The sequence below is a fragment of the Pseudomonas sp. FIP_A4 genome (assembly GCF_036701605.1).
Taxonomy (GTDB): domain Bacteria; phylum Pseudomonadota; class Gammaproteobacteria; order Pseudomonadales; family Pseudomonadaceae; genus Stutzerimonas; species Stutzerimonas phenolilytica.
Window position 1 is genome coordinate 117,181 of sequence record NZ_JAYDXP010000122.1, and the last position, 26,132, is coordinate 143,312.

At 65.8% G+C, this 26,132-nt stretch carries 23 protein-coding genes; 14 read left to right on the plus strand and 9 right to left on the minus strand.

The features are described from left to right. Nucleotides 1-118: 118 nt before the first annotated feature. Both lptG and lptF read right to left on the minus strand, forming a co-directional pair. Entirely contained in the window at nucleotides 119-1,180 is a 1,062-nt protein-coding gene (lptG, locus tag U8L64_RS10590) for an LPS export ABC transporter permease LptG (protein WP_077683506.1), read from the minus strand. Next, nucleotides 1,173-2,294: an LPS export ABC transporter permease LptF gene (gene lptF, locus U8L64_RS10595; RefSeq protein ID WP_054093811.1), complete on the minus strand. Its 1,122-nt coding sequence runs from the start codon at nucleotides 2,292-2,294 to the stop codon at nucleotides 1,173-1,175. Before lptF ends, lptG begins: the two co-directional genes overlap by 8 nt. A gap of 185 nt (nucleotides 2,295-2,479) precedes the next feature. Between lptF and U8L64_RS10600 the strand changes: the two genes are divergently transcribed. The 9 genes from U8L64_RS10600 to rlmF all read left to right on the plus strand — a co-directional run bounded on the left by U8L64_RS10600 (nucleotide 2,480) and on the right by rlmF (nucleotide 13,968). Next, nucleotides 2,480-3,967, plus strand: a complete 1,488-nt coding sequence (locus U8L64_RS10600) for a leucyl aminopeptidase (RefSeq protein ID WP_333397074.1) — start codon at nucleotides 2,480-2,482, stop codon at nucleotides 3,965-3,967. 72 nt (nucleotides 3,968-4,039) lie between these two features. Then, nucleotides 4,040-4,459 carry a DNA polymerase III subunit chi gene (locus U8L64_RS10605; protein WP_333397076.1) on the plus strand — a complete coding sequence of 140 codons (420 nt, stop codon included), beginning with the start codon at nucleotides 4,040-4,042 and terminating at the stop codon, nucleotides 4,457-4,459. Between the two features lie 31 nt (nucleotides 4,460-4,490). Next, the gene (locus tag U8L64_RS10610; protein WP_333397079.1) at nucleotides 4,491-4,865 is read left to right on the plus strand and encodes a DNA polymerase III subunit chi; all 375 of its coding nucleotides are present in this window, start codon (nucleotides 4,491-4,493) and stop codon (nucleotides 4,863-4,865) included. A gap of 102 nt (nucleotides 4,866-4,967) precedes the next feature. Further along, complete coding sequence (locus U8L64_RS10615; protein ID WP_333397083.1) at nucleotides 4,968-7,802, plus strand: valine--tRNA ligase; 2,835 nt, start codon at nucleotides 4,968-4,970, stop codon at nucleotides 7,800-7,802. A 294-nt stretch (nucleotides 7,803-8,096) separates the two neighbouring features. Continuing rightward, the gene (gene nhaD / locus U8L64_RS10620) at nucleotides 8,097-9,479 is read left to right on the plus strand and encodes a sodium:proton antiporter NhaD (protein ID WP_054093807.1); all 1,383 of its coding nucleotides are present in this window, start codon (nucleotides 8,097-8,099) and stop codon (nucleotides 9,477-9,479) included. 66 nt (nucleotides 9,480-9,545) lie between these two features. Further along, the gene (locus U8L64_RS10625) at nucleotides 9,546-9,842 is read left to right on the plus strand and encodes a winged helix-turn-helix domain-containing protein (RefSeq protein ID WP_043296141.1); all 297 of its coding nucleotides are present in this window, start codon (nucleotides 9,546-9,548) and stop codon (nucleotides 9,840-9,842) included. Nucleotides 9,843-9,848: 6 nt separating this feature from the next. After that, nucleotides 9,849-11,681, plus strand: coding sequence for an SLC13 family permease (locus U8L64_RS10630; RefSeq protein ID WP_333397089.1), 1,833 nt, complete (start codon nucleotides 9,849-9,851; stop codon nucleotides 11,679-11,681). Nucleotides 11,682-11,759: 78 nt separating this feature from the next. Continuing rightward, on the plus strand, nucleotides 11,760-12,929 hold the full coding sequence (locus U8L64_RS10635; RefSeq protein WP_102827302.1) for a YbfB/YjiJ family MFS transporter: 1,170 nt from the start codon (nucleotides 11,760-11,762) through the stop codon (nucleotides 12,927-12,929). 46 nt (nucleotides 12,930-12,975) lie between these two features. After that, entirely contained in the window at nucleotides 12,976-13,968 is a 993-nt protein-coding gene (gene rlmF, locus U8L64_RS10640; protein ID WP_333397094.1) for a 23S rRNA (adenine(1618)-N(6))-methyltransferase RlmF, read from the plus strand. A gap of 11 nt (nucleotides 13,969-13,979) precedes the next feature. On the opposite strand, the gene U8L64_RS10645 is transcribed toward rlmF, so the two are convergent. The 3 genes from U8L64_RS10645 to U8L64_RS10655 all read right to left on the minus strand — a co-directional run bounded on the left by U8L64_RS10645 (nucleotide 13,980) and on the right by U8L64_RS10655 (nucleotide 15,658). Then, nucleotides 13,980-14,171, minus strand: a complete 192-nt coding sequence (locus tag U8L64_RS10645; RefSeq protein WP_003288256.1) for a hypothetical protein — start codon at nucleotides 14,169-14,171, stop codon at nucleotides 13,980-13,982. A gap of 150 nt (nucleotides 14,172-14,321) precedes the next feature. Continuing rightward, entirely contained in the window at nucleotides 14,322-14,444 is a 123-nt protein-coding gene (locus U8L64_RS10650; RefSeq protein WP_256055286.1) for a hypothetical protein, read from the minus strand. Next, nucleotides 14,444-15,658 (minus strand): MFS transporter, encoded by a 1,215-nt coding sequence (locus tag U8L64_RS10655; RefSeq protein WP_003288255.1) that lies wholly within the window; start codon nucleotides 15,656-15,658, stop codon nucleotides 14,444-14,446. The genes U8L64_RS10650 and U8L64_RS10655 overlap by 1 nt, the downstream gene beginning before the upstream one ends. A gap of 126 nt (nucleotides 15,659-15,784) precedes the next feature. On the opposite strand from U8L64_RS10655, the gene yejK reads away from it, so the two are divergent. The 3 genes from yejK to U8L64_RS10670 are packed head-to-tail and all read left to right on the plus strand — an operon-like array spanning nucleotide 15,785 to nucleotide 18,472. Beyond that, the gene (yejK, locus tag U8L64_RS10660; RefSeq protein WP_077683515.1) at nucleotides 15,785-16,792 is read left to right on the plus strand and encodes a nucleoid-associated protein YejK; all 1,008 of its coding nucleotides are present in this window, start codon (nucleotides 15,785-15,787) and stop codon (nucleotides 16,790-16,792) included. A 16-nt stretch (nucleotides 16,793-16,808) separates the two neighbouring features. Then, nucleotides 16,809-17,645 (plus strand): polyphosphate kinase 2 family protein, encoded by an 837-nt coding sequence (locus U8L64_RS10665; protein ID WP_138299488.1) that lies wholly within the window; start codon nucleotides 16,809-16,811, stop codon nucleotides 17,643-17,645. Next, a complete protein-coding gene (locus tag U8L64_RS10670; protein ID WP_333397105.1) occupies nucleotides 17,627-18,472 on the plus strand; it encodes a DUF4344 domain-containing metallopeptidase in 846 nt (281 codons plus the stop codon). The genes U8L64_RS10665 and U8L64_RS10670 overlap by 19 nt, the downstream gene beginning before the upstream one ends. Before the next feature lie 6 nt (nucleotides 18,473-18,478). Here the strand turns inward: U8L64_RS10670 and U8L64_RS10675 are convergent, their stop codons facing one another. Beyond that, nucleotides 18,479-19,417: a glutathione S-transferase family protein gene (locus U8L64_RS10675; RefSeq protein ID WP_003288250.1), complete on the minus strand. Its 939-nt coding sequence runs from the start codon at nucleotides 19,415-19,417 to the stop codon at nucleotides 18,479-18,481. Between the two features lie 82 nt (nucleotides 19,418-19,499). Then, nucleotides 19,500-19,772: a GIY-YIG nuclease family protein gene (locus U8L64_RS10680; protein ID WP_043296123.1), complete on the minus strand. Its 273-nt coding sequence runs from the start codon at nucleotides 19,770-19,772 to the stop codon at nucleotides 19,500-19,502. A 258-nt stretch (nucleotides 19,773-20,030) separates the two neighbouring features. Here U8L64_RS10680 and mltF point away from each other — a divergent pair, with 258 nt between their 5' ends. Next, nucleotides 20,031-21,491: a membrane-bound lytic murein transglycosylase MltF gene (gene mltF / locus U8L64_RS10685; protein WP_043296122.1), complete on the plus strand. Its 1,461-nt coding sequence runs from the start codon at nucleotides 20,031-20,033 to the stop codon at nucleotides 21,489-21,491. Nucleotides 21,492-21,506: 15 nt separating this feature from the next. Here mltF and ybaK read toward each other — a convergent pair whose 3' ends face one another. Continuing rightward, on the minus strand, nucleotides 21,507-21,977 hold the full coding sequence (gene ybaK / locus U8L64_RS10690; protein ID WP_043296119.1) for a Cys-tRNA(Pro) deacylase: 471 nt from the start codon (nucleotides 21,975-21,977) through the stop codon (nucleotides 21,507-21,509). A gap of 68 nt (nucleotides 21,978-22,045) precedes the next feature. Between ybaK and glpD the strand changes: the two genes are divergently transcribed. Then, nucleotides 22,046-23,605, plus strand: a complete 1,560-nt coding sequence (glpD, locus tag U8L64_RS10695) for a glycerol-3-phosphate dehydrogenase (RefSeq protein ID WP_333397116.1) — start codon at nucleotides 22,046-22,048, stop codon at nucleotides 23,603-23,605. Here glpD and metE read toward each other — a convergent pair. Then, nucleotides 23,596-25,920 (minus strand): 5-methyltetrahydropteroyltriglutamate--homocysteine S-methyltransferase, encoded by a 2,325-nt coding sequence (gene metE / locus U8L64_RS10700; protein ID WP_333397119.1) that lies wholly within the window; start codon nucleotides 25,918-25,920, stop codon nucleotides 23,596-23,598. The genes glpD and metE overlap by 10 nt on opposite strands. Between the last annotated feature and the right edge of the window lie 212 nt (nucleotides 25,921-26,132).

The window sequence follows — 26,132 nt, forward strand, 5'->3', positions numbered from 1 at the left end:
GCCGAAGGCGGAACAGGCTTCAGACCAGCCCCCCCCGTCGAGCCAACGGCTCAAGCGGCGGAATCGATCTGAACATGAGCACTCAATGCGCCCCGCCGCTTGAAGCCAGTTCCACCACTCATCCCGCCCGCCGCAACAGCCAGACACCGATCAGCGCACAAACTCCCGCCGGCAGTGCGACCGCCAGCAACGGCGAGAAGCCAAACACCTGACTCGCCGGCCCGAGCAGATCCTGAATGATGCGGAAGACGAATCCGACCACCACGCCGGTGAAGATGCGCTGCCCCAGCGTCACCGAGCGCAGCGGGCCGAAGATGAACGAGATTGCGAGGAGCACCAGTGCAACAGTTACGGCGGGCTGCAGCACCTTCGTCCAGAATGCCAGCCAGTAACGGCCGTTGTTGAGCCCCTGATCCGCCAGGTAATGGATGTAACGCCACAAACCGGTGATCGACAGCGACTCCGGGGCCACCACCACGATCCCCAGCAGTTGCGGCGTCAGCTGCACATCCCAGCGCTCTTCGCTCGCCTGCGCTACTTCGGTGTGATCGCCGCGAAAATGCGTGGTCGCAATGTTGCTCAGCAACCAGTGATCATTCCGGTAGCTGGCGCGCTTGGCGAAACTGGCCGACAGCAAACGTCGCTCATCGTCGAAACGGTAGCGCGTCACCCCAACCAGCACGCCCCCCGGCTGCACGGCATTGACGTGCACGAACTCGTTTTCCTGTCGATGCCAGAGGCCGCGCTTGCTGCTCTGCGCCTCGCCCGCACCCTGCGCCAGCGAACGGCGGGCCTGGGCGATGTCTTCGGTCCAGGGCGCCGCGTATTCACCGATCAGTACGCCGACCAGCAGCAGAACGAGGGTCGGCTTCATAACCGCCACGACGATCCGGCCGAGCGAAATGCCGGCGGCGCGCATCACGGTCAACTCGCTGCTGCTGGCCAGCGTACCCAGACCGATCAGACAGCCGATCAGCGCCGCCATCGGCAGCATCTCGTAGAGCCGGCGCGGCGAGGTCAGCAGCACATACTCCAGCGCATCCGCCAGACCGTATCCACCCTCTACATCGCCCAACTCGTCGATGAAGGCAAATAGGAGGGCCAGGCCGACGATAATGCCCAAAACGGTCAGAATCGCCAGAAAGACATGGATCGCGATGTATCGATCGAGCTTAACCATGCACCACCCCCGGCGCCGCCCGACGCTTCTTCAACCTCAGCATCAACGGCTCCCAGTACAACATCAGCAGACCTATCGCGAAAAACAGTCCGTGCACCCACCACAAACCGAGTGCCATTGGAATTCGCCCCTTGTCGAGCGCACCGCGCACAGCGATGAGCAGCGCCAGATATGTCATGTAAAGCAGGATCGCTGGCAGCAGCTTGAGGAAACGCCCCTGACGCGGATTGACGCGAGCCAGCGGCACAGCGAGCAGGGTCACGACGAATACCAGCACCGGCATGGACAGGCGCCACTGCAATTCGGAGCGATGGCGCAGGTTGTCGCTGCCAAGCAGCTCCCGCGTCGGCATCGCCTCGCGCTCGCTCAGCTCGACGGCCACCTGCGGCTTGGGCAGCAGCACACCGTAGGTGTCGTATTGGATGGCGCGATAGTCCGCCTGCCCGGGATTGCCGTCGTAGCGAAAGCCATTCTCCAGAATCAGGTAACGGCTGCCGTCAGGCTGGATTTCCTGTCGCCCGCTTTCCGCCACCAGCACGGAAACCCCACGCGCCTGTCCCGAACGGGCCGAAGTGTTGGTCTCGGAAATGAATACCCCTGCCAGCTCGCTGCGGTCGGCCGATAGCTCGCGCGTATAGGTTACCCGCGAGCCATCGCGCAGGTTCTGAAAACGCCCCGGCACCAGGGTGTCGAATTCGGTCAGCGAATCCTGCTGATTGAGGATCCGGTCCACTTCGGCAATGCCCTGCGGCGCAAGCCCAAGGCTCAGCCAGCCGACGAGCGCAGCCACCAGGGCCGCCGGCGCCAGACTGTACAGCAGCAGGCGACGCTGGCTCATCCCGGTGGCCGAGAGCACCGTCATTTCGCTATCGAGATACAGCCTTCCATACGCCAGCAATATTCCGAGAAACAGGCCGAGCGGCAGAATCAACTGCAGGAAGCCTGGCAGACGGAATCCCATGATCAACAGCAGGACGCTCGGATCGAGCAACCCCTGAGCAGCCTGGGCCAGGTACTTGATGAAGCGCCCACTCATGATGATCACCAGCAGCACGGCGCTGACTGCGCTGACGGTGACCAAAAGCTCGCGGGACAGATAACGAAAGACGATCAAACCGGACACTCCAGGGTTGTCAGGCTCCGACGGCTACGCTCAAACTAGCCGCCAGTTGCCGGTTCGCCGAGATAGGCCATTGAAATGGCAGCACATCCGCCGTCAACAGCCGGCAGGCGAACCACCGGAAAAATTGGCCTGGCATTATCCTGCAAACCCGACTCTTTGTCTTGGGGACTCCTGTCATGGAATTCGTTGTAAAGACCGCGAAAGCTTCCGCGCTGAAAACCGCCACGCTGGTTCTGCCAGTCGGTGAAGGGCGCACCCTCGGCGAAACGGCCCAGGCCGTCGATATCACCAGTGGCGGTGTCATCGGCTCGATCCTCAAGCGCGGCGATCTCGACGGCAAGGTCGGGCAGACGCTGCTGCTGCACAGCGTGCCGAATCTGAAGGCCGAACGCGTGCTACTGCTCGGCGTCGGCAAGAACAACGAGCTGGACACCCGCCAGTGGCGCAAGGCGCTCGGTGCCGCTGCCGGCGTACTGAAGAGCCTCGGCGGTGCCGATGCGGCATTCGCCGTGCAGGATGTGCAGGTCAAGGGGCGCGACACTTACGCCAAGGTCCGCCTGCTGGCTGAGCTGCTCGCTGACAGCGCCTACGTGTTCGAACGCTTCAAGAGCAAGAAAGCCGACCCGCGCGCACTGAAGAAAATCGTCCTGCTCTGCGACAAGTCACAGCAGGACGACATCGAGCGCGCGGCCCGTCACGCCTCAGCCATCGCTTCGGGCATGGCGTTGACCCGCGACCTCGGCAACCTGCCGCCGAATCTGTGCCACCCGAGCTTCATGGCCGAGCAGGCGCGGCAGCTCGGTAAATCCTTCAAGGGTTTGAAGGTGGACGTGCTCGATGAGAAGAAGCTGCGGGATCTGGGCGCCGGTGCGTTCCTCGCCGTAGCCCAAGGCAGCGAGCAACCGGGCTGCATCGTGGTCATGCAGTACAACGGCGGAGCCAAGGGCGAGCAGCCTTACGCGCTGGTCGGCAAGGGCATCACCTTCGACACCGGCGGCATCAGCCTCAAGCCGGGCCTGGGCATGGACGAGATGAAGTACGACATGTGCGGCGCCGCCAGCGTGCTCGGGACCTTCCGTGCAGTCCTCGAGCTCCAGCTGCCGATCAACCTCGTCGGCCTGCTCGCCTGCGCGGAGAACATGCCCAGCGGCAAGGCCACCCGTCCCGGCGATATCGTCACCACCTTGAGCGGTCAGACCGTCGAGATCCTCAACACCGACGCCGAAGGTCGCCTGGTGCTCTGCGATACGCTGACCTATGCCGAGCGCTTCAAGCCGCGCGCGGTGATCGATGTCGCCACCCTCACCGGTGCCTGCATCGTCGCGCTGGGTAGCCACACCTCGGGGCTGCTCGGCAACGATCAGGAACTGGCGCAGCAGCTGCTCGGCGCCGGCGAGCAGGCCGGCGACCGCGCCTGGCAGCTGCCGTTGTTCGACGAGTATCAGGAGCAACTGGACAGCCCCTTCGCCGACATCGCCAACATCGGCGGGCCGAAGGCCGGCACCGTCACCGCGGCCTGCTTCCTGTCGCGCTTCACCAAGCAGTATCCCTGGGCGCATCTGGACATCGCCGGCACCGCCTGGATCAGCGGTGGCAAGGAAAAGGGCGCGACCGGTCGCCCGGTCCCGCTGCTGACCCAGTACCTGCTGGACAGGGCCCTCTGAAATGCCCTCCCGCCCGCGTACGCCCACCTGCCGGAGCGGCTTGCCGCGCGCCGGCAGTGACGGAACGCACCGATGACCCGCATCGAGTTCTACGTGCTGCCCGACGACAATCCGCTCGGGCGCCTGCGCGCGGCCTGCCAGCTGGCCGCCAAGGGCTGGCAGCACGGCCTGCCGGTGTTCATCCGCTGTCACGACGCCGCACAATGCCAGCAGCTCGACGAGCTGCTATGGAGTTTTCGCACGGAGCGCTTCATCCCTCACGAGCACTACGCGGACGATCCCCAGGCACCGGTGGTCCTCGGCCTCGAGCAGGCGCCGGCGCAGCCGCAAAGCCTGTTGATCAACCTAGCGACGACGCTGTCGCCGCACGTCGATCAGTTCAGCCGAATCATTGAGATCGTCAACCAGGAACCGGACCTACTGACGGCCTGCCGGGACAACTTCCGCCTCTACCGACGGCACGGTTACGACCCCAAGCGGGTCGAACTGTAGACCGCTGGAAGCTCAAGCCCGGACATTCGCCATGACACCCAAATCCCCCGACAAACCCGCTCAGCTGCTCGACGATCTGGAGTCCATCCGCGCCCTGCTCGGCGACCAGGATCCGCCTCTGCTGACCGAACAACTGGACCCAGCCAGCATTCCCCTGCTCTCGGATGTTGTAGCCCCCGCACCTGCGCCTCAACCCGTTGCCACACCGCAGCCCGAGCGGCGCGAACCGGCGGCACGGGCCGCTTTCCGCTCGCTGGCCGAACGACACCTGGACCACGAGTTGCGCATGGCGGCTAATCTCATTCTGCAGGAGGTGATCGACGATTTCGTCCCGCAGATCGAGGCCGAGCTGAAGCGTCGCCTCGAACGTCGCGTGGACGAACTGGTGCGTACGCCCAAGAACTAGCACGCCGCGCCGCAACGATTCCTGCGCTGACGCCTAGCCCGGATGCGATTTGGCTTTATACTCGCCCGTTTTTCCGATCAGCCGTTCTAAGGGTCCCGCCGCATGGACAAGACCTACCAGCCGCACGCCATCGAGACTTCCTGGTACCAGACCTGGGAATCGAACAACTATTTCGCGCCGCAGGGTTCCGGCGAGCCCTACACCATCATGATCCCGCCGCCGAACGTCACCGGCAGCCTGCACATGGGGCACGGTTTCAACAACGCGATCATGGATGCGCTGATCCGCTGGCGCCGCATGCAGGGCCGCAACACCCTGTGGCAGCCGGGCACCGACCACGCGGGCATCGCCACGCAGATGGTGGTCGAGCGCCAGCTGGGCGCGCAGGGCGTCAGCCGCCACGATCTGGGCCGCGAGAAATTCCTGGAAAAGGTCTGGCAGTGGAAGGAAGAATCCGGCGGCAACATTACCCGTCAGATCCGTCGTCTGGGATCTTCGGTGGACTGGTCGCGCGAGCGCTTCACCATGGACGAGGGTCTGTCCGAGGCAGTCAAGGAAGCCTTTGTGCGCTTGCACGAGGATGGTCTGATCTACCGCGGCAAGCGCCTGGTCAACTGGGACACCAAGCTGCACACCGCCATTTCCGATCTGGAAGTGGAGAACCACGACGAGAAAGGCCACCTCTGGCACCTGCGCTATCCGCTGGCTGACGGTGCGCGCACCGCGGACGGCAAGGATTACCTGGTGGTCGCCACCACCCGCCCGGAAACCATGCTCGGCGATGCGGCCATCGCCGTGCATCCCGAGGACGAGCGCTACAAGAGCCTGATCGGCCGTCACGTCATGCTGCCGCTGGTCAACCGGCTGATTCCGATCATCGCCGACGACTACGTCGACCTCGAGTTCGGCACCGGCTGCGTGAAAATCACCCCGGCCCATGACTTCAATGACTACGAGGTCGGCAAGCGCCACCACCTGCCGCTGATCAACATCTTCGACCAGAACGCCTGCGTGCTGGCCCGCGCCCAGGTGTTCGATATCGACGGCACGGTCAACGACAAGGTCGATGGCAGCCTGCCCGACGGCTATGCGCACATGGACCGCTTCGATGCGCGCAAGGCGATCGTCGCCGAGTTCGAGGCGATGGGCCTGTTGGAAAAGATCGACGACCACGCATTGAAAGTGCCGCGCGGCGACCGCTCCGGCACCATCATCGAGCCGTGGCTGACCGACCAGTGGTACGTCTCCACCAAGCCGCTGGCCGAAAAGGCCATCGCTGCGGTGGAGAATGGCCAGATCCAATTCGTGCCCAAGCAATACGAGAACATGTACTTCAGCTGGATGCGCGATATCCAGGACTGGTGCATCAGCCGCCAGCTGTGGTGGGGCCACCGCATCCCGGCCTGGTACGACGAGGCGGGCAACGTCTATGTCGGCCGTGACGAAACCGAAGTGCGCAAGCGCTACGAAATCCGCAACGACGAACCGCTGCGTCAGGACGAAGACGTACTGGACACCTGGTTCAGCTCCGGGTTGTGGACCTTCTCGACCCTCGGCTGGCCGCAGCAGACCGAATTCCTCAAGACCTTCCACCCCACCGACGTGCTGGTCACCGGTTTCGACATCATCTTCTTCTGGGTTGCCCGGATGATCATGCTCTCGACCCACCTGACCGGACAGATTCCGTTCAAGACTGTCTACGTCCACGGTCTGGTGCGCGACGGCCAGGGCCAGAAGATGTCCAAGTCCAAGGGCAACGTGCTCGACCCGCTGGATATCGTCGACGGCATCACCCTCGACGAACTGCTGCAAAAACGCACCAGCGGCATGATGCAGCCCAAGCTGGCCGAGAAGATCGCCAAGCAGACCCGCGCCGAGTTCCCGGAAGGTATCGCCAGCTACGGCACCGACGCGCTGCGCTTCACCTTCTGCTCGCTGGCCTCCACCGGCCGCGACATCAAGTTCGACATGGGCCGCGTCGAGGGCTACCGCAACTTCTGCAACAAGCTGTGGAACGCCGCCAACTTTGTCTTCGAGAACACCGAGGGCAAGGACACCGGCGTAAACGGCGAGCCCGTCGAGCTGTCGGCGGTGGACCGCTGGATCATCTCCACCTTGCAGCGCACCGAGGCCGAAGTCACCCGCCAGCTGGAAGCGTTCCGCTTCGACCTGGCCGCCCAGGCGCTGTATGAATTCATCTGGGACGAGTACTGCGCCTGGTACCTGGAGCTGGTCAAACCGCTGCTGTGGGACGAGACCGCCAGTATCGAACGCCAGCGTGGCACCCGCCGCACTCTGGTGCGCGTGCTGGAAACCGCGCTGCGTCTGGCGCATCCGTTCATGCCGTTCATCACCGAGGAAATCTGGCAGCGCGTCGCACCGCTGGCCGGCAAATCGGGCCCGACATTGATGCTGCAGCCGTGGCCGGAGTTCGACCCGGCGCGCCTGGACGAAGATGCCGAAGGCGACATCGAGTGGATCAAGGCCTTCATGCTCGGCATCCGCCAGATTCGCGGCGAAATGAACATCTCGATGGCCAAGCGCATCGACGTGGTGCTGAGCAACGCCGCGCCGCTCGACCTGCGTCGACTGGCCGATAACGAGCCGCTGCTGAAGAAGCTGGCCAAGCTGGAAACCGTGCGCACCCTCGCCGCGGGCGAGGAAGCGCCGCTGTCGGCCATCGCCCTGGTTGGCGATCTGCAGGTGCTGGTGCCGATGGCTGGGCTGATCGACAAGGATGCCGAACTGGCGCGGCTGGACAAGGAGATCGCGCGGCTGGACGGCGAGGTCAAGCGCGTCGGCGGCAAGCTGTCCAACGCCGGCTTCGTCGACAAGGCGCCGCCAGAGGTGATCGACAAAGAACGCGCCAAGCTGGCCGAGGCCGAACAGGCCAAGGCCCGTCTGGTCGAGCAGCGCGAGCGCATTGCCACGCTGTAAGCGCAAGGCCGGCATCGATGCCGGCCTTTTGTTATCGATGATCTTGATTGATCGCAACGCATCGCCGGCGACGAGCAGCCATCATGTCGCCGCCATATTCGAACAAAAAACTGACAGAGCCGCATAACGCTTCACGTCAGCGAATCCCGCCTGTAACGCCAGCCTTCGATTCCGATCGGTGCATGTCGTCTGCGCGCGTTGTTCAGCTGCAGAAGCCGCCGCCAAGCGTCTGTCGATGCTGTGCCGGTTGCTCATTCGGCGACCGGTACCTTTCCAGATGGGAGCTTTTCTGCGATGTACGCACTCATGGCCGTGGTATTCGTCATCGGTTATCTCTGCATAGCCTTCGAACATCCACTGAGAATCGACAAGGCAGCCGCCGCCTTGCTCACCGCGGTGCTGACCTGGACCGTGTTGGTCCTGGGGGCCGATGAGATTCTGCCGCTGCTGCAGCCTGGCACCCATGACCCGGCGGATTCGTCGGCCACGGTGGTCGAAGCCCTGCGCCATCATCTCGGCGAAATCTCGGAGATCCTGTTCTTTCTGCTCGGCGCGATGACCATTGTCGAGCTGATCGACTCCCATGAAGGCTTCAAGGTCATCACCGACCGCATCCAGACGCGCAAGCGCGTGCACCTGCTGTGGATCGTCGGGCTGATCACCTTCTTTCTCTCCGCGGTGCTGGACAACCTCACCACCACCATCGTCATGGTCTCGCTGTTGCGCAAACTGATCCGCGGGCGCCCTGAGCGCTGGCTCTACGTCGGTATCGTGGTGATCGCCGCCAACGCCGGAGGCGCCTGGTCGCCGATCGGCGACGTGACCACCACGATGCTGTGGATCGGCACGCAAATTTCCGCAGGCGGCATCATCACCGGCCTGTTCGTGCCCAGTCTGGTCTGCCTGCTGGTGCCGCTGCTGATTCTCAGCTTCCGTCTGCGCGGCGAAGCTCCACGGCCGCGGGCGCGGGCACACCTGGCGGAGCAACAGCCACCGGCCACCACGGTGTTCGAGCGCAATCTGGTACTGGGCCTGGGTCTTGGCTCGCTGCTGTTCGTCCCGATCTTCAAGACCATCACCCACCTGCCGCCGTACATGGGCATTCTCTTCGGCCTCGGCCTGCTGTGGATCACCACCGAATACATCCATCGCGGCAAGAACGATGAACACAAGCACCCGCTTTCGGTGGTCGGCGTGCTGCGCAAGGTCGATACACCCAGCGTGCTGTTCTTCCTCGGCATTCTGCTGGCGGTTTCCAGCCTCGCCACGGCTGGCCATCTGACCCAGGTGGCTGAAGGGCTGCGCCAGTCGCTGGGCAACATCTATGCGATCAACTATGCCATCGGGCTGCTGTCGGCAATCGTCGACAACGTGCCGCTGGTGGCCGGTGCCATGAAGATGTATCCGCTGGTCAGTCCCGAGACGCTTGCCGCGGCCGCTCCGGAGGAAACCGGCTGGCTGTCGCAGTTCCTCACCGACGGCACCTTCTGGGAGCTGCTCGCCTACTGCGCGGGTACTGGCGGCAGCAGCCTGATCATTGGCTCTGCGGCGGGCGTCGCGGCGATGGGCATGGAGAAGATCAGCTTTACCTGGTATCTCAAGCGGGTCAGCCTGCTCGCGTTCCTCGGTTACACCGCCGGTGCGGTGACCTACATCGGCATGCTCGCGCTGACCTGACGATCACTCGCGACCAACTCATCCGAGGCATTGCAACCCGCAATGCCTCGGACAAGAGGCTCCTCCATGACCACCAGCAAGACCAGAACCAGCTTCTACCGCCGACTCTACGTCGCCTGGCTGATCGACAGTGGCGCCGCCACCAGCGTCCCGGCGCTGATGACAATCACCGGCATGCCGCGCCGCACCGCGCAGGACACTCTCGCCGCGCTGGCCGAGCTGGACATCGACTGCCACTTCGAGCAGGACGACGGCGAACGACACAACGCCGGCCATTACAGCATCCGCGACTGGGGAGCCATCGACCGAAGCTGGATCGAGCGCAACCTGCCGCGCCTCAAATCCGTTCTCGGCTATCCCTGACCCTCCATGAACGGCGATCTGCTGTTGGTTCTGGGCCTGCTGGCCATCTGCGTCGGGCTGTTCATCGCCAACCGTCCGCGCATGGATGTGGTCGCGCTGCTGGCGATGGCCGCCCTGCCGCTGTCCGGCGTGCTGACCATCGACGAGGCGCTGGCCGGCTTCAGCGACCCCAGCGTACTGCTGATCGCCGCGCTATTCGTCATCGGCGACGGGTTGGTGCGTACCGGCATCGCCTACCGCCTGGGCGATTGGCTGATGCGCCGCGCTGGCAGCAGCGAGAGCCGGCTGCTGATCCTGCTGATGCTGGCGGTCGCGGGACTCGGCTCGGTGATGAGTTCCACCGGCGTGGTAGCGATCTTCATCCCCGTGACGCTCGGCATCGCCGCGCGCATGCAACTGTCGCCGCGCCGGCTGATGATGCCGCTGGCATTCGCCGGTTTGATCAGCGGCATGCTGACGCTGGTCGCCACGCCGCCGAACATGGTGGTGCACAGCGAACTGCGTCGTGCCGGCCTGGACGGCTTCGCCTTCTTCGACTTCGCGCCCATCGGCCTCGCCATCCTGTTGCTCGGCATCGGCTACATGCTGCTGGCGCGACGCTGGCTGGGCGGCAATGACCGGCATGAACAGCCGCGACCGCGCCTGACGCTGGCCGACCTGGCCCAGGCCTACTGCCTCGGCGAGCGCGAGCGGCGGCTACGCGTCAAACCCGGCTCGATCCTCGGCGACCGCGTGCTGGACGAGCTGGAACTGCGCAAGCAGTACGGCATCAACGTGATCGCCATCGAACGCCAGCACCGTTTTCGCAAGCTGTTGCTGGTGGCTACCGGCAATACCGAGCTGCTCGTCGGCGACGTGCTGCTGGTCGATCTGGCCAGCCCGGCGATCGGCCTGCTCGGCGCCTTCGACGAACTCGGCCTGGAGCCTCTGCAACTGTCGCGCTCCTATTACGCGGATCATTCGCATGAGCTGGGCCTGGCCGAGGTCGCGCTGCCACCTGACTCCAGCCTGCCAGGCAAGACGATCCAGCAGCTGGGCTTTCGCAGTCATCACAAGCTCAACGTGGTCGGCCTGCGGCGCAATCACCAGGCGCTGCGTGGTCTGCTGGTGGACGAGAAGCTCAAGCCAGCCGATACCCTGCTGGTCGCCGGCAGCTGGAAGCACATCCACCGTCTGCAGGGCCTGAGTCGCGACTTCCTGGTGCTCAGCTTGCCGGCGGAGGTGGATGACGTGGCGCCCGCCGCCCGCCGGGCGCCGTTCGCCCTGTTAAGCCTGGCGGCGATGGTGGCGCTGATGGTCAGCGGCCTGGTGCCGAACGTGCTGGCAGCGCTGATCGGCTGCCTGCTGATGGGGCTGTTGCGCTGCATCGACATGGACAGCGCCTACAAGGCCATTCATTGGCAGAGCCTGATTCTGATCGTCGGCATGCTGCCCTTCGCCCAAGCGCTGCAGAAGACCGGTGGCATCGCCCTGGCCACCAGCGGGCTGATCGGCCTGCTGGGCGACGCCGGGCCGTATGCGCTGCTGGCCTGCCTGTTCGTGCTCACCGCCGTGATCGGGCTGTTCATCTCCAACACGGCGACCGCCGTGCTGATGGCGCCGATCGCGCTGTCGGTGGCCGAACAGCTGGGGGCGTCGCCCTATCCCTTCGCCATGACCGTCGCGCTGGCCGCCTCGGCCGCCTTCATGACACCCGTCTCTTCACCGGTGAACACCCTGGTGCTGAATCCCGGGCATTACCGCTTCACCGATTTCGTGCGCATCGGCGTGCCCTTCACGCTGCTGGTGATGCTGGTCTCGCTGCTGCTGGTGCCGTTGCTGTTCCCATTCCAGGGCTGATGGCCGGCAATAAGTGGCATGGTCGCCGGCGCCGTGGGCGGTTACTCTCGGCCTCCCATACCAACAAGAAATCCCCCCATGTCGCACCGCCCTGCCCTGTTCCCGGTTCTGCTCGCCGGCGCCACGCTGCTGCTGGTCGTCCACGGCCTCGGTCGCTTCGTCTACACCCCCCTGCTGCCCTGGTTGGTGGAAGATGGCCTGCTCAGCGTGCAGCAGGGCGCCAGCATCGCCAGCTGGAACTACCTTGGTTATCTGATCGGCGCGCTGCTCGCGTTGCGCTGGCACCGCGTTGCGCAGATTCGCCGCAGCCTGCCCTGGGCACTGGCGCTGCATCTGCTCAGCGCACTGCTGCAAACCCAGGCGCAATCGCCCGATGCGCTCGCCGCGCTGCGTCTGGCCAACGGCATCGCCAACGGCCTGGTGTTCGTGCAGGCGCCATCGTTGATTCTCGAGTGGCTGGCTCGCCATCAGCGCGCGTCGTCCAGCGGCCTCGTCTATCTGGGCGTCTGCGTCGGGCTGATCGTCTCCAGTCTGCTGGTCAGCCTGAGCGATGGACTGCTGCAGGGTGCCGAGCGCTGGTGGCCGGCGGCGCTGCTGTCGCTGCCGCTGGCCTGGTGGGGCTGGCGCCAGCTGGCGAAGCTGGATCTGCCGAACGAAACGCCGGCCGGCGATCCGGCCACGGCACCCAGCGGCCGGCTGTTCGACCGGGCCAGCACGCCGCTGTTCCTCTCCTATGCCGGCGCCGGCATGGGCTACATCCTGCCGATGACCTTCCTGCCGATGATCGCGAGATTGCAGGTCGAGCCCGGCGATTTCCTCATCGATGGCAGCTGGTTGGTGGTCGCCCTGTCGACCCTGCCTTCGCCTTGGCTGTGGAACCGCCTGGGCGTGCGCCTTGGCGACGATATCGCACTGCGTCTGAGCTACTTGATGCAACTGCTCGGCGTGCTGGCGGTGCTGCTGTTACCCGGCGCGAGCGGCATCCTGCTCTGCGCGGTGCTGGTCGGTGGCACCTTCCTCGGCACCGTGCTGCTGACCCAGCGCCTGGCGCGTACGCTGCATCCGCATCAGGGGCCGCGCCTGTCCGCGGCGCTGATTGCCCTGTACGGCCTGACCCAGCTCGCCGCGCCCTGGCTGACCAGCCTCTGGATGGGTGTCGGCGGCAGCCTGCACAGCGCCTTCTGGCTCGGCGCCGGCGCGCTGCTCTGGGGCTTGCTATGGATGCTGGCGGTGCCGCGCCGGCGGTGAAACCTGTGGGACAATGCGCGCCCCGTTCGCAGCGATTCGTCCCACCATGTCCGTCCGCAAACCCAAGGCCCCGGCCAGCGCCAAGCCCGACCGCCCGCTCCTGCATCCGCGCAACCGCCACAGCGGGCGCTACGATTTCCCTGCGCTGATCGCCGGCTGCCCGGCGCTGGCCGACTTCGTCATCGTCAATCCGTACGGCAAGCAGAGCATCGATTTCGCCGACCCGGCCGCGGTGAAGGTATTCAACCGCGCGCTGCTCAAGCAGTTCTACGGGATCGAGCACTGGGACATCCCAGCCGGCTACCTGTGCCCGCCCGTACCCGGGCGCGCCGACTACCTGCACGGCCTGGCCGACCTGCTGGCCGCCGACAACGCCGGAAGCATTCCGCGCGGCCGGCAGATCCATGCGCTGGATATCGGCACCGGGGCCAACTGCATCTATCCGCTGATCGGCCACTGCGAGTACGGCTGGCGCTTCACCGGCTCGGATATCGACACCGTCGCACTGAACGCCGCGCAGACGATCGTCGCGGCGAACCGGCTGAGCGACGCCATCGAGCTGCGCCGGCAGCCTGATCGCCGGCACATCTTCCAGGGTCTGCTGCAGGCGGACCAGCGCTTCGATCTCAGCCTGTGCAACCCGCCGTTTCATGCCTCGGTCAGCGAAGCGACGGCCGGCAGCCAGCGCAAATGGCGCAACCTCGGCAAGCTCGACCCCAAGCGCAAGCTGCCCGTGCTGAACTTCGGCGGACAGGCAGCGGAGCTGTGGTGCGAGGGCGGTGAGGCGGCGTTCATCGCCCGGCTGGCCGAGGAAAGCGTGGCGGTCAGCCAGCAGATCTGCTGGTTCAGCACGCTGGTCTCGAAAGGCGGCAACGTCGCCCCGCTGCAGGCCAGGCTGCGCAGGCTAGGGGCGCGGGAGGTACGGACGCTGGACATGGCCCAGGGCCAGAAGCGCAGCCGCTTCGTGGCATGGACCTTTCTCGACGTGGATCAGCGTGCGCAATGGCGCGCACGGCGTGGGTTACAACAACAGGTCTGATCGGGCGGCGATCAGACCGCCAGATCCCAAAGCTGCTTGTTCTTCAGCGCCAGCGTCTGGATGTAGCGCGGTTCACCGTTGATTTCTTCCAGCTCGGTCATGCCGGCCAGTTCGCCCACCACGCGATAGCGCTTGCCGGCGCGCTTGTCCTGCAAAGGATAGAGCTTGGCGATGTGCTGGGCGAGTTCGGTGAGGGTGGTCATGTGTGGGCTCCATAAAACTGCGTGCAGCAGCTTTTTACAGTGCTTTGATTACGGTTCTGCGACAGAGATTGCCGCCTCGCTCGTTGGAACCCGACAACGGCGATTTGATTCCGTACACGCGGCGATTTTTTCCGAACGGCGGCGAACCGCTCAACAAATCCCCATTCCCAGCTGCAGCAGCGCCAAACCGCCACGCTGCCAGCCGAGCCACGCCAGCAGGAGCAGACCGCCGAGCAGCGCGGCCAGCACCACGGCGAATCCCAGCCGGCGCATCACCCACCCGCCTGCGCGGCGCGCAGCCGCGCCACCGGCTGCTCGCGGATCGGCCAGTTCAACGCCGCCGCCATCAGGCTGAGGGCGATCGCGATCTGCCAGACCAGGTCGTAACTGCCGGTACGGTCGTACAGCCAGCCGCCCAGCCAGCCACCGAAGAACGAACCGATCTGATGGAACAGGAAGGCAATCCCGCCGAGCATCGACAGATTGCGCACACCAAACATCGTCGCCACCGTGCCGTTGGTCAGCGGCACCGTGGACAGCCACAGCAGCCCCATCGCGACACCGAACGCATAGGCGCTCCACACGCTCAGCGGTGCCAGCAGAAACGCGCTGATCACCACCCCACGAATCAGATACAAGGCCGCCAGCAAGCGCGGTTTCGAATAGCAGCTGCCCAGCCAACCGGCGGTGTAGGTGCCGACGATATTGAACAGCCCGACCAGCGCCAGCACCGTGGTGCCGACCTGCGCCGGCAGGTGCTGATCGACCAGATAGGCCGGCAAATGCACGCCGATGAATACCACCTGGAAGCCGCAGACGAAGAATCCCAGCGCCAGCAGGCGAAACCCGGAATGCCCGACCGCCTCACGCAGCGCCTCGCCAAGCGACTGCTGCGCGCCCGCCGGCACCGGCGCCTGGCGGTCGCCGCGCATCATCGCCGCCAGCGGCACGATCAGCGCGATCAGCAGCCCCAGCGCCAGCAGCGCCGAGGACCAGCCCAGCCACTCGATCAGCCCGAGGCTGCCCGGCAGCATGATGAACTGGCCGAACGAACCGGCCGCGGCGGCGATGCCCATCGCCATGCTGCGCTTCTCCATCGGCACGGCACGCCCCACCGCCCCGAGAATCACCGAGAAGGAGGTTCCCGAAAGCCCCAGGCCGATCAGCACACCGGCACTCAGGCTCAGCGCCAGCGGTGTGTCCGCACTGGCCATCAGCACCAGGCCGATCGCATAGAGAATGCCGCCGACCAGCACCGCGCGCGCGACGCCGAAGCGATCGGCCAGCGCCCCGGTGACCGGCTGCGCCAGCCCCCAGATCAGGTTCTGCAGCGCGATGGCAAAGGCGAATACCTCACGCCCCCAACCGAACTCCGCGCTCATCGGCGGCAGGAACAGGCCAAAGCCATGCCGCACACCGAGCGACAGCGCGAGGATCAACGAGCTGCCGAGCAGCATCCAGCCGCAGGTACGCCATGCCGAAGTCATCAGTGTTCATTCCTTGGGAAAAGACGGCCAGTTTACTCAGTGCTCCCCCCAGCGCCGCAACTGCTCATCGGACTGTCCCGCTCGGTTAAACTGCAGCTGTTCTGCCCCTCCCTGAATGAGTAGCCCATGCCGATTCGCCACTGCATTGTTCATCTGATCGAGAAAAAGCCCGACGGCAGCCCTGCCGTGCTCCATGCGCGCGACTCCGAGCTAGGCGCCTCGCAGGCGATGGAAAACCTGCTGGCCGACCTCAACGAGAGCTACAACGCCAAGCAGGGCAAGGCCTGGGGCTTTTTCCACGAGGAGTCCGGCGCCTACCCGTTCAGCGGCTGGCTGGGCCAGTACCTGGACCAGGCGAGCGACTTCACCGCGTTCAGCCGCCAGGCGGTCGAGCACCTGCAGAAGCTGATGGAAGAATCCAACCTTTCCACCGGCGGCCACGTGCTGTTCGCCCACTACCAGCAAGGCATGACCGACTACCTGGCCATCGCCCTGCTGCATCACAGCGAAGGCGTGACCGTCACCGACGCGCTGGACGTGGCGCCGGCCCGACACCTCGACCTCGGCCAGTTGCACCTCGCCGCGCGCATCAACATTTCCGAGTGGCAGAACAACAAGCAGTCCCGGCAGTACATCTCCTTCATCAAGGGCAAGAACGGCAAGAAGGTTTCGGAATACTTCCGCGACTTCATCGGCTGCCAGGAAGGCGTCGATGCGCCGGGCGAGACCCGCACGCTGCTCAAGGCGTTCAGCGATTTCGTCGAAAGTGAGGACCTGCCCGAAGAGCAGGCCCGCGAGAAAACCAGCGCACTGGTCGACTATGCCAGCACGCAGGCCAAGCTCGGTCAGCCGATGACCCTCGAAGAGCTGTCCGGGGTGATCGACGAGGACCGCCCGAAGGCGTTCTACGACCACATCCGCAACAAGGACTACGGGCTGTCGCCGGAGATTCCGCCGGACAAGCGCACCCTGAACCAGTTTCGCCGCTTCACCGGGCGCGCCGAGGGTCTGTCGATCAGCTTCGAGTCGCACTTGCTGGGCTCGAAGATCGAGTACGACGAGGCGCGCGACATGCTGATCATCCGCCAGTTGCCGACGCAGCTGAAAGACCAGCTCAAACGCCGCAAGGACTGATCACCCGAGGCCCCTCATGTCGCGCTTGCCCGATGCCGTTCTCGATGATTGCCTGTGCAACCCAGCGGCACCGCTGGCCGGCGACCCCGCCCGTCAGTACGGTCTGGACAAGGCGCAGGCACAGGCGCAACTGCTCACGCTCAAGGGCTGGCTGCGCGAACGGCTGACCATGCTCTGGGCCAATCGCCACGCTGCCTTGCTGCTGGTGCTGCAAGGCCCCGACTGCGCCGGCAAGAATGGTGTCATTCGTCGCGTACTGAGCGGGCTCGACCCGCTGGCGCTGGCCGCCAGCAGCTTCCAGGCGCCGAATGCCGAGGAGCGCACGCACGACTTCCTCTGGCGCTATCGGCGGCGTCTGCCCGCGCCCGGCACGCTCGCCATCTTCGACCGCAGCTATTACGAGGCACTGGTCAGCGACCTGCGCGACGGCCTGTGCGAGACCGCCGATTTGGCGCCGCGGCAGGCCGCGATCCGCGCGCTGGAAGAGGAACTGCCGAGCCTGCACATCCGCCCGCTGAAGTGCTACTTGCAAATTTCCTGCGCCGAGCAGAAGCGCCGCCTGCATCAGCGTCTGGAGCAGCCGAACAAGCGCTGGAAGCTGAGCGCCAGCGATCTCGACGATCACCGCGACTTCGCCCACCGCGAGGCGCGCTGGGCCGAGGTGCTCGCCGCCAGCCATCTGCCGAACGCACCCTGGTATGTGATCCCCGCCGATCATCGCTGGCTGCGGGACCTGCTCGTCGCCAGCCTGCTCGCCCGGGAGCTTGAACAGCTGGCACAGGATTGGCCGCAGCGGCCGGCGCCCTTCAGCGCCGACGATCTGCAAGGCATTGCGTGCGAACCCCGGCGCTGACCGCGCTGGGCTGGCTGCTGGCCAGCCTCGTCGCCCCGGCTGCCGCGCAGGAGCAGGCGCCCGGCCTGTCCGCGCAGGCGCTGCGCTTCACCGTGGCCAATGCCGAATTCACCCTGATGCACGAAATGGGGCATCTGCTGATCAGCGAACTCGGCCTGCCCGTGCTCGGCCGCGAGGAAGATGCCGCCGACCAGCTCGGTTTCATGGGGCTGTTTCTGCTGCACGACCGCCAGCATGACGCCGCGTTCTACGCCAAGCTGATGGACGTCGCCGACTACTGGCGGCTGGAATGGCGCAACGCCGAGCGCAACGGCGACGGTATCGCGCTCTGGGACAGCCATGCGCTGGATGCGCAGCGCTTCTACAACATCGCCTGCCTGGCCTACGGCAGCGACCCGGACCGGCTCGACTGGGTGCTCGACGTCAGCGGGCTGCCGGCCGAGCGCGCGCTCTACTGCCCCGAGGAATACCAGCAGGTAGCGCACGCCGTGCGCTGGCTGCGCGAGCACCTGCAACCGCCGGCGCCCGGCACACCGCGGCATCGGATCGCCGTGGTCTACGACGATCCGCCGGGCCATCTGGCGGACGCGGCGGCGCTGCATCAAAAAATCCGCGCCAGCGGCGAGCTGGAAGCGGTGGCGCGCAAGGCGAGCGAGGCCTTCGACCTGCCGCGCGACCTCACGCTGCGCATGACCACCTGCGGCGCGCCCGACGCCTGGTTCAACCGCATCAGCGGCGAACTGACGCTGTGCTACGAGCGCGTCGCCTATTTCCGCGATCTGGCCGCCCAGCTGCCCGCCGAACGCGCGCCGCAACCTGCCCGCTGACGCCCCTCAGCAGGCTTCGATGCGGTAGCCCAGGCGCGGGAAATGCACGTGGACCACACCCGCGCGCGCGTCTTCGCGGCGCAGGATCAGCTCCTCGCTGCCGGCGAACAGCAGCTCGCCCTCCACCGGATCGCTGCCGTAATCCACCGCACGGATCACCACGCGCTGCCCCTGGGCGAAGCCGTTCGGCTCGGCGAACGGCTCATCCGGCAAGGCCGCCGGCGTCGCCTCGCGGGCGATCTGCAATGCGTGCTCGGCCGGCAGCTCGCTGAACGAGCCATGCCCGACGCCCAGCACCTTGCCCAACCAAGCGCGGACATCCGGGTAATCGTCCACCAGCGGCGCGGTCACCGGCGTCGCCCGCAGGAACCACAGGCAGTGCGCCACGGCAAAATCGGCCAGCGACGGCGCGGCACCGAACAGGAACTCACCCTCGCTGCGCGCCAGCTGCTGCTGCAGCCGCGCCATGTAGGTCGGCCAGTCGTTCTTCGCCTGCGCCAGCGAAACGCGGCTGACGCTGCCGTTGCTGAACAGCTGCGCACGATCCTTGCCGAAGGTCTCGACGAATTCCTTGGGCACATTGGCAAAGCGCAACGCCATCGACTCCGGCTGGAACACCAGGCTCACCGCAGTAAGGAACAGCACCGAATCAGCCCATGCGGCGAGCACCGCGACGTTGAACTCCTGGCCCTCGGGAAACAGCTCAGGCGTAGCCTTCTCAGCCTCCAGGCGCCGGGCGATCAACGCGGTGTCGCAGTACACGTCGGCACCGACCTGCAGCACCGGCGTGCGCCGGTAGCCGCCGGTCAGCGCAGTCAGATCGGGCTTGGGCATCACCGGCGGAATCAGCACCGAGCGCCACGACAGCTGTTTGAAGCCCAGCAGCAGACGCGCCTTCTCGGCAAAGGGCGAGGTGGGATAGTGGTGCAGGATCAGCTCGTGCATGGACAGGCTCCGCCGGATGTAGGAAAGAGCCTCAGCTTAGACGCTCGGCCGACGCCAGCCTATCGGCCGATTGATGCGTCATTCACGACGCCGGGGTTTCGGTCACCAACCGCTCCTTGGCGCTCTTGCTCAGGCGCTTGATGGCGATTTCGCGCCGCAGCGCCGCGCCCTTGTCAGCACAGGCCTCGACATACACCAGCGCCATCGCCGGGCTGGAATGGAAGAAGCGCGCGCCGCGCCCCCGCTGATGCTCGGCGAAGCGCCGCTGAGCGTCGTCGCTGATGCCGCAGTACAGCGCGCCATTGGCGGCACGCACCAGATAGACATACCAAGGCTTTGAATCGGCGACGGTCATGGGCGGTGAAGAATCTCGGGGCAACAGGCGCGCCGCATTATGCCGTAGCCAGCCACGTGCCGTGGACGGAACGACGCAATCGTCCGCCACTGGCCGGGCAAACGACCGAAGCCATCAAGCGGCGCTGCAGGCCGCGAAGGGCGGGCGCTGCAGCGCCATTGCCGCCTTCTGACGCGGCGCCGGAGTGGCGTGCTCGTAGCAGACAGCCGTTTCGCTGTCCAGATATGGTGGCCGAACGCCTTTGCGTATACTGCGCCGATGTTTTCTCAAACTGCGTTCCGCAAGCGCTGCGCCTGCTGGCTGTTGGCGACCGGAGTCCTCCTGATGCTCGGCAGTTGCGCTGAAAAGCCCAACGAGCTCGAACGGATACAGGAGGAAGGCGTGCTGCGCGTGATCACCCGCAACAGCCCCGCCACCTATTTCCAGGACCGCAACGGCGAAGCCGGCTTCGAGTATGAGCTGGTCAAGCGCTTCGCCACCGAGCTGGGCGTCGAGCTGGAAATCGAAACCGCCGACAACATCGACGAAATCTTCACCCGCCTCAATCGCCCCGGCGGTCCGGCGCTGGCCGCTGCCGGAATGGTCGCCAGCGAAGGTCGCCAGGCGCTGGCGCGCTTCACCCATTCCTACCTGGATGTCACCACCCAGGTGGTCTACCGCAACGGCCAGCGCCGTCCGCGCAAACCCGAGGACCTGGTCGGCAAACGCATTCTGGTACTCAAGGGCAGCAGCCAGGCGGAAAAGCTCGCCGCCCTGCAGCGCGAACTGCCGGAGCTACGCTACGAAGAATCCGCCGCGGTGGAGGTGGTCGACCTGCTGCGCATGGTCGACGAGGGGCAGATCGACCTGACCCTGGTCGAGTCCAACGAGCTGTCGATGAACCAGGTGTATTTCACCAACATCCGCACCGGCTTCGACCTCGGCGAGCAGAACAGCCTGTCGTGGATTCTCGCCAAGGGCGAAGACGACAGCCTGCTGCAGGCCGCCAACCAGTTTCTCGACCAGGCACAGACGAACGGCACGCTGCAGCGCCTGCGCGAACGCTACTACGGGCATGTCGACGTGCTCGGCTACGTCGGCGCCTATGCCTTCGCCAAGCACCTGCAGCAGCGCCTGCCGCGCTACGAGAAGACCTTCCGCGAGACCGCCAAGGAGCATGGCATCGACTGGCGGTTGCTCGCGGCGATCGGCTATCAGGAGTCACACTGGCAACCCGATGCGACCTCCAAGACCGGGGTGCGCGGGCTGATGATGCTCACGCTCAACACCGCCAACGCGATGGGCGTGACCAACCGCCTGGACCCGAAACAAAGCATTCGCGGCGGCGGCAAGTACCTGGTGCAGGTGCGCGACAGTCTGCCCGAGAGCATCGAGGAGCCGGACCGCACCTGGTTCGCGCTGGCCGCCTACAACGTCGGCGGAGGCCATCTGGAGGACGCGCGCAAGCTCGCCGAGGCCGAAGGCCTGAACCCGAACAAGTGGCTGGACGTGAAGCGGATGCTGCCGCGCCTGGCGCAGAAGCAGTGGTACAGCAAGACGCGCTACGGCTATGCGCGTGGCGGCGAACCCGTGCATTTCGTCGCCAACATCCGCCGCTACTACGACATTCTCACCTGGGTGACCCAGCCGCAGCTCGAGGGGCAGAAGCTGGTACAGGGCAATCTGCACGTGCCCGGCATCTACGCCACCGAAATCGAAGAGAACCTGCCGCCGCTGTGATCCGCCGGGCCGCGCTCAGCCGCGACCGATCGGCGCGAAGACCGCGCGGGTCTGTTCGGCCAGCAGCGCGGGCGCCAGCTCGACTTCCAGCCCGCGCCGACCGGCACTGACATGGATGCTCGGCTGCGCCTGTGCCGAACTGTCGATGAAGGTACGCAGGCGCTTCTTCTGCCCCAACGGGCTGATGCCACCGAGCAGATAGCCGGTGGTGCGTTGCGCCACCTGCGGATCGGCCATCTCCACCTTCTTCACGCCGGCCGCCTGTGCCAGCGCCTTGAGGTCGAGCGTGCCGGCCACCGGCACCACCGCCACCAGCAACTCGTTCTTCTCGCTGCAGGCGAGCAGCGTCTTGAATACCCGCGCCGGATCGAGGCCGAGCTTTTCGGCGGCCTCTAGCCCGTAGGAGGCCGTCTTCGGGTCGTGTTCGTAGCTATGCACGCGATGTTCGACGCGCGCTTTTTTCAGCAGATCGATGGCAGGTGTCATGTTCTGTAATGATGTGGCTGGCTGAATGCCTGTACCTTAGCAGGCAACGCATCCGCGGTGAGCACTCCATGCAGCATCCTCCCCTCGCGCCTGTCGCCGAAATCTACGATCTGGCCGTGGTCGGCGGCGGTATCAACGGTGTCGGCATCGCTGCGGATGCCGCCGGGCGCGGCCTGTCGGTCTACCTCTGCGAGCAGGGCGACCTGGCGCAGCACACCTCGTCAGCCAGCAGCAAACTGGTGCACGGCGGCCTGCGCTATCTGGAGCATTACGAACTGCGCCTGGTGCGCGAGGCCCTGGCCGAACGCGAAGTGCTGCTGAACATGGCGCCGCACATCGTCGCGCCGCTGCGCTTCATCCTGCCGTACCGCCCGCATCTGCGCCCGGCCTGGATGATCCGCACCGGCCTGTTCCTCTATGACCACCTGGGCCGGCGCGAACGCCTGGCACCTTCGCGCAGCCTGCGGTTCGGTACGGACAGCCCGCTCAAGGCCGAGATCACCCAGGGCTTCGAGTATTCGGACTGCTGGGTCGACGATGCGCGCCTGGTGGTGCTCAACGCCATGAGCGCCCGCGAGCACGGCGCGCACATCCACACCCGCACCCGCTGCGTCAGCGCGCGGCACAGCAAGGGGCTCTGGCATCTGCATCTGGAACGGGCCGACGGCAGCCGCTACTCGCTGCGCGCCCGCGCACTGGTGAATGCCGCCGGGCCGTGGGTAACCGACTTCCTACGCGAATCGCTGCGCCAGCGCCCGGCGCACGCCATCCGCCTGGTCCAGGGCAGCCACCTGATCGTGCCCAGGCTCTACGACGGCGAACACGCCTACATCCTGCAGAACGACGACCGGCGCATCGTCTTCGTGATTCCCTATCTGGAGCAGTTCAGCCTGATCGGCACCACCGACCGCGAATACCGCGGCGATCCGGCCCAGGTGACGGTCACCGAGGACGAAATCCAGTACCTGCTGGCGGTGGTCAATCGCCACTTCAAGCAGCAGCTGCAGGCCGAGGACATTCGCCACCGCTACGCCGGCGTGCGCCCGCTGTGCGACGACGAATCCTCCGATCCGTCGGCGATCACCCGCGACTACACCCTGGTGCTGAATGCCGAGGGCCACGAGCCGCCCCTGCTGTCGGTGTTCGGCGGCAAGCTGACCACCTATCGCAAACTCGCCGAAGCAGCCCTGGCCGAACTCGCCCCCTGGTTCGCGCGGATGAAACCGGCCTGGACCCACGACGCGCGCCTGCCCGGCGGCGAAGACATGAGTACCCCGCGCGATCTCGCCGAGGCGCTGTGCACCGGCGCGCCCTGGCTGCCCGAGGCGCTGGCGCGGCGCTGGGCACACAGCTACGGCAGCCGCAGCTGGAGGCTGCTGCACGGTTTGCACGACCTGGCCGATCTCGGCGAACACTTCGGCAGCGGGCTGTATGCCCGCGAGGTGGATTATCTGATCGCCGTGGAATGGGCACTGAGCGTCGAGGACATTCTCTGGCGGCGCAGCAAGCTCGGCCTGTTCCTCGATGCCCAAGGCCGGGCACGTCTGGACGACTACCTGCAACGGCAGACACCCGAACGCCTGCCGCTGTTCGCCGCCCCCGACGCCGCTACGCTGCGTCAGGCCTGAGCCGCGGCGACAGCGCGCGGTAGGCGAGCATGGCTGCGGCGCAACTGCCGCGCGGCAGCCACCATGTTCACCAGCGCCGCCTCGGTCTCCGCCCAAGCGCGGGTCTTCAGCCCGCAGTCGGGGTTGACCCACAAGCGCTCGGCGGGGATGCGCTCGGCGGCCTTCGTCAGCAGCTCGACCATTTCCGCGGTGTTCGGCACCCGCGGCGAGTGAATGTCGTAGACGCCCGGGCCGATCTCGTTGGGATAGTCAAAGGCCCGGAACGCCTCCAGCAGCTCCATCTGCGAGCGCGAGGTCTCGATGGTGATGACGTCGGCATCCATCGCCGCGATGGCCTCGATCACGTCGTTGAACTCGCTGTAGCACATGTGCGTATGGATCTGCGTCTCATCGCGCACGCCGCTGGCGCACAGGCGGAAAGCCTCCACCGCCCAGTCGAGGTAGCCCTGCCACTGCGCGCGGCGCAGCGGCAGCCCCTCGCGGAACGCCGCCTCGTCGATCTGCACGATGCGGATGCCGGCGGCCTCCAGGTCGCAAACTTCATCGCGGATCGCCAGCGCCAGCTGCCGCGCCTGCACCTCGCGGCTCACATCCTCGCGCGGGAAGGACCACATCAGCATGGTCACCGGGCCGGTGAGCATGCCCTTCATGACCTTGCCGGTCTGCTGCTGGGCATAGCGGATCCACTCCACCGTCATCGGTCGCGGACGGCTCAGGTCGCCGTAGATGATCGCCGGCTTCACGCAACGCGAACCGTAGCTCTGCACCCAGCCGAAACGGGTGAAGGCATAGCCATCGAGCTGCTCGGCGAAGTACTCGACCATGTCGTTGCGCTCGGCCTCGCCGTGCACCAGCACGTCCAGACCAAGCTGTTCCTGCACCGCCACCGCGTGCCGAATCTCCGCCTGCATGGCGGCGATGTAGTCGGCTTCGCCGAGTGTGCCAAGTCGATGGGCCTGACGCGCCTGACGGATCGCCGCCGTCTGCGGGAAGGAGCCGATGGTGGTGGTCGGAAACGCCGGCAGCTGCAGATGCGCGCGCTGCTTCGCGATGCGCTCGGCAAACGGCGATGCGCGGCGGCTGTCTGCGGGCGTGATGGCGACCAGCCGCGCGCGCACCGCCGGGTTGTGGATGCGCGGCGATGTGGCCCGCGCCTGCTGCACCGCGCGGCTTTCGGCCAGCGCGGCTTGCACCTCGGCGGCGTCCGGCTGATTGACCGCGCGGGCCAGCAGCGCTACTTCGGCGCATTTCTGCACGGCGAAGGCCAGCCAGCTCTTCAGCTCATCATCCAGCCGGTCCTCGCGTGCCAGGTCCACCGGGCTGTGCAGCAGCGAGCAGGATGGCGCCACCCACAGCCGCTCGCCCAGGCGTTCGGCGGCGTGGCGCAGCACCGCCAGCGCCTTGTCCAGATCGCAGCGCCAGACGTTGCGTCCGTCGACCAGACCGAGCGAGAGCACCTTGTATGCCGGCAGCCGGTCGAGAATCACCGGATACTGGTCCGGCGCACGCACCAGATCGATGTGCAGACCATCCACCGGCAGCACGGCCGCCAGCCCGAGGTTGTCTTCCAGGCCGCCGAAATAGGTCGCTACCAGCTTCTTCAGCGGCGCACGCTGCAGCACGTTGTAGGCGCGCTCGAAGGCGTTCTTCCAGTCCTGCGGCAGGTCCAGGGCGAGGATTGGCTCGTCGATCTGCACCCATTCCACGCCCTGCGCCGCCAGCCGCTCGAGCACCTGACCGTAGACCGGCAGCAGGCGTTCGAGCAGGTCCAGCTTGTCGAACTCCGCGCCCTTGGCCTTGCCCAGCCACAGGTAGCTCAGCGGACCGATCACCACCGGCTTGACCGCATGGCCCAGCGCCAGCGCCTCGTCGACCTCCTCGAACAGCTGCGTCCAACTCAGCTCGAACTGCTGCTGTGCGTCGAACTCCGGCACCAGGTAGTGATAGTTGGTATCGAACCACTTGGTCATCTCCTGCGCCTGGGCATCGCGACCGCAGCAGCGCTGACCGACACCGCGCGCCATCGCGAACAGCGTGTCCAGGCCGATCGCGCCGCTGGCCGGGCGGAAACGCGGCGGGATCACGCCGAACATCAGCGAATGGCTCAGCACCTGGTCGTACCAGGCGAAATCGCCCACCGGCAGCAGCTGGATGCCGGCATCGGCCTGCAGCTGCCAATGCCGCGCGCGCAACTGGCGACCGACCTGGCGCAGGCCGGCCTCGTCCAGTTCGTGTTTCCAGTACGCCTCCAGGGCTTTTTTCAGTTCGCGGTCGCCGCCGATGCGGGGGAACCCAAGGGAGTGCGCTACGGCCATGACAATCTCCATTCAATTTCAAAATTCAGATGGGTATTGTCGGCCAGCGCTTTCAGTGAAACAAACTCATGCTCTTAACGTTAATCATCAGAACTGTTCATGTAGCAGAGCGGAACCAGCGGTTGGCGCAATCGCCCGCTCGACAGCCCCCGCCCCCTGCGCGAAACTGCGCTCGATGAGCGATTCTCATAACGCTGCCGGCACCAGGGCAG

Bases quoted from the DNA above. Each gene is read 5' to 3' on its own strand.
- lptG (WP_077683506.1), bottom strand. From the start codon at position 1,180: ATGGTTAAGCTCGATCGATACATCGCGATCCATGTCTTTCTGGCGATT.
- U8L64_RS10600 (WP_333397074.1), top strand. From the start codon at position 2,480: ATGGAATTCGTTGTAAAGACCGCGAAAGCTTCCGCGCTGAAAACCGCC.
- U8L64_RS10605 (WP_333397076.1), top strand. From the start codon at position 4,040: ATGACCCGCATCGAGTTCTACGTGCTGCCCGACGACAATCCGCTCGGG.
- U8L64_RS10610 (WP_333397079.1), top strand. From the start codon at position 4,491: ATGACACCCAAATCCCCCGACAAACCCGCTCAGCTGCTCGACGATCTG.
- U8L64_RS10615 (WP_333397083.1), top strand. From the start codon at position 4,968: ATGGACAAGACCTACCAGCCGCACGCCATCGAGACTTCCTGGTACCAG.
- nhaD (WP_054093807.1), top strand. From the start codon at position 8,097: ATGTACGCACTCATGGCCGTGGTATTCGTCATCGGTTATCTCTGCATA.
- U8L64_RS10625 (WP_043296141.1), top strand. From the start codon at position 9,546: ATGACCACCAGCAAGACCAGAACCAGCTTCTACCGCCGACTCTACGTC.
- U8L64_RS10630 (WP_333397089.1), top strand. From the start codon at position 9,849: ATGAACGGCGATCTGCTGTTGGTTCTGGGCCTGCTGGCCATCTGCGTC.
- U8L64_RS10635 (WP_102827302.1), top strand. From the start codon at position 11,760: ATGTCGCACCGCCCTGCCCTGTTCCCGGTTCTGCTCGCCGGCGCCACG.
- rlmF (WP_333397094.1), top strand. From the start codon at position 12,976: ATGTCCGTCCGCAAACCCAAGGCCCCGGCCAGCGCCAAGCCCGACCGC.
- U8L64_RS10645 (WP_003288256.1), bottom strand. From the start codon at position 14,171: ATGACCACCCTCACCGAACTCGCCCAGCACATCGCCAAGCTCTATCCT.
- U8L64_RS10650 (WP_256055286.1), bottom strand. From the start codon at position 14,444: ATGCGCCGGCTGGGATTCGCCGTGGTGCTGGCCGCGCTGCTCGGCGGT.
- U8L64_RS10655 (WP_003288255.1), bottom strand. From the start codon at position 15,658: ATGACTTCGGCATGGCGTACCTGCGGCTGGATGCTGCTCGGCAGCTCG.
- yejK (WP_077683515.1), top strand. From the start codon at position 15,785: ATGCCGATTCGCCACTGCATTGTTCATCTGATCGAGAAAAAGCCCGAC.
- U8L64_RS10665 (WP_138299488.1), top strand. From the start codon at position 16,809: ATGTCGCGCTTGCCCGATGCCGTTCTCGATGATTGCCTGTGCAACCCA.
- U8L64_RS10675 (WP_003288250.1), bottom strand. From the start codon at position 19,417: ATGCACGAGCTGATCCTGCACCACTATCCCACCTCGCCCTTTGCCGAG.
- U8L64_RS10680 (WP_043296123.1), bottom strand. From the start codon at position 19,772: ATGACCGTCGCCGATTCAAAGCCTTGGTATGTCTATCTGGTGCGTGCC.
- mltF (WP_043296122.1), top strand. From the start codon at position 20,031: ATGTTTTCTCAAACTGCGTTCCGCAAGCGCTGCGCCTGCTGGCTGTTG.
- ybaK (WP_043296119.1), bottom strand. From the start codon at position 21,977: ATGACACCTGCCATCGATCTGCTGAAAAAAGCGCGCGTCGAACATCGC.
- glpD (WP_333397116.1), top strand. From the start codon at position 22,046: ATGCAGCATCCTCCCCTCGCGCCTGTCGCCGAAATCTACGATCTGGCC.
- metE (WP_333397119.1), bottom strand. From the start codon at position 25,920: ATGGCCGTAGCGCACTCCCTTGGGTTCCCCCGCATCGGCGGCGACCGC.